General features: G+C 71.9%; 1 protein-coding gene. It reads right to left on the bottom strand.

Annotation, left to right across the window (positions count from 1 at the left end; all coding sequences use genetic code 11):
• Positions 1-61: 61 nt before the first annotated feature.
• Positions 62-2,530, bottom strand: a complete 2,469-nt coding sequence (locus AC08OU_RS24420; RefSeq protein WP_476602429.1) for an Hsp70 family protein — start codon at positions 2,528-2,530, stop codon at positions 62-64.
• Positions 2,531-2,562: the final 32 nt, after the last annotated feature.

Raw genomic sequence — 2,562 nt, 5'->3', positions numbered from 1 at the left:
CAGGCCCTAGCGCCATCCGGGCCTGCCCAACCTGTCCGCCGAGCCCCACGAGACCGGCTGGCTAGGCCGGCACGGGTCCCACGCCGGTCGTCAGGCTCGCAAGCTTGGCGACGTTCTCCCCGACCGTGTCGTCGTTGCGGGGGACGTAGTGCGCGTCGAAGGCGATCTTCCGGCCGTTTTCCAGGTAGTAGCGCAGGAAGGCTGCGGTCGCCGGCCGGCGCAGGGCGTCCGTGCGGGCGTAGACGAACAGCGGCTTGCACAGCGGCAGGTAGACGCCGGTGCCGACCGACACGGCGTTCGGCGCCACGCACCCGTCACCATTGTTGATTTCGACGCCGCGCAGCTTGGTGCCGAAGGTCTCGTAGGTGGGGAAGTCGAGGTAGCCGATGGCCGAGCGGTCGGCGGCCACGTCGTTGGCGACCCCACTGAGATCGGCCTGCCGGTAGTCGCGGGACCGGTCGCTGGCGTTACTGATCGTGGCGTTGAACACCTGCGCCTGCACGGAGCCGCGCGGCGGCCCGACAAACGTGATCGGCTCGTCCGGGAACGACGGGTCGATCTGGCTCCACCGGGTGACGGCGGAACCGGCCCCCCACACCTGCTTGACCTGCCGCAGGGTCAGACAGTGCAGCCAGGTGTTCTGCGGGTTGACCACGATCGGCAGGGTGTGGTGCGCCACCTCGAACCCGACGACCTTCTTCTCGCAGTCGGGGTTCTTGACGAATCCGGGATTGAGTTCGAACGAGGCGCCGGCGATGTCGGCCTTGCCGCTGCACAGCGCGGCGAAACCGTCCTCGGTCGTCGTGGGCTCGATGCTGACGGTGACGTTGCGCTGCACCTGACGGAACTCGTTGTAGGCGGTCTCGGTAATCGGGGCGGCCTCCGAGGATCCCGCCACCCGGACGAGGTTCACGGCGGAGGCGGGTGGCCCGGTCGGGCCGGTGGCGGATGGGGCCGGCGACGCGGTGACCGCCGGGGCGGCCACCGCGTCCGCCCCGGAGTCACGGCCGGTCAGCACCACGGCGAAGGTCGCCCCGAGGGCCAAGAAGAGGACCACGACAATGGCGGCGACGACCGTGGCCCGCCGGGACCCGAAGATTCCCCGGCTGTCCCCGGCGGAGGCACCGTGCGGGCCGCCCGCACCGCCCGTCGAGAGGTCCGAGGGCAGGTCGAGCTTCCCCGGCGGCCCGAGCAGAACGTGGTCCCGATCGGCGCCCACCGGCATGAGGCCGGGCGGGATCCGGTGACCGGGCGTGTCGGACGGGCCCGGGCCGTCGGCGGCGATCCCCGGCGGTGGGGGATCCGCCGCGCCACCCGAGGAGATCACCGTGTCGTCCCCGGCGCCCGAGCCGTGCAGCGCGGAGCCGTCCGGGCCGCTGAGCACCGTCGCCGCGACCGTCACGCCGTCCGCCTCCGGCACGCCTCGGACCCCGGCCGGACCCACTGTGCCCGCGAACCCCCTCGGCCCGGACAGGAAGGGCGGCCGCGAGACCAGGTCCGCGGCGTCCGGCGGCCGGATCACCGCGGTGACGTCGGAGGGCTCCTGGGCGGAAGGTTCCTCGGCGTCACCGGCATCGCCCGACGCGCCGGAACCGCCGGCGGCCACCGCCCCGACGGCTCCGAAAGCTCCGGGCACACCCGGAACACCGACCGCGCCGAGAACACCCGGAACACCTGGAACACCGGGTGCGCTCCCGGCACCGACGGCGCCGAACCGGTCAGCGAGGTCGGCGGCGAGCAGCGCCGCGCCCATCGCCACATCCGCGTCCGAACCGTGGTCGATCCGGCCGATCCCGCTGAAGGTCTCCCGCAGCCGGCGGGCCACCAACGGAAGGTGGGAGATCCCGCCGGACAACAGGATCCGGGACAGCTCGGCGGAGGTCACCGGCACCGAGCGGAGCGCCCGGCGGAAGGTCATGATCGTGTCATCGACGATCGGGCCGATGAGGGTCTCCAGCTCCGCCCGGCTCAGCGTGACGAAGGTATCGACTCCGGGAAGGGAGACCGGAACGTCGACCTCGTCCTCACCGGAAAGGATCTCCTTCGCCTGCGCGCACTCCCGCCGCAGCCTGCCGAGCGCGGTCCGGATCATCGGGTCGGAACGGTCAAGCGCCGCACGCTCGACACTCGCGCCGGTCAGCACCCGGTCGACCAGGAGCTCGTCGAGCTCGAGGCCGGCGCCGTGGCGCAGACCCGCGGCCAAGCCGAGCAGCTGGAACCCGAACGGCGAGAAGGACAGGATCCCCGTGTCGAGGAAGCCGGCGCCGAAGTCGTACCATCCGACCAACTCAACGGTCTGGGTCGAGGAGCCGTGAGACAGCAGGGTTCCGATCGCGTCGGCGGCCGGGAACGCCGCGACGGGCACCGTGACATCGGAGAGCTGGCTCACGGCGTCCGCGAACACCTCGCGCCGGGCCGCCGACCAGAACGTCGGGAACGTCACGACGACCTGGTCCGGCTCCGACCCGAGCTGCTCGGTGGCGGCCGTGACGACGTAGGGCCTGTTTGGGAAGTTTATCGGGGCAGCCATTCGTTGATCGCGGCGATGGTGACTGTTGCTTC

This window comes from Frankia sp. CcMO1, assembly GCF_977945845.1.
Note: the sequence above shows the minus strand (reverse complement) of the source record. Positions and strands in the feature narration are given on the sequence as shown.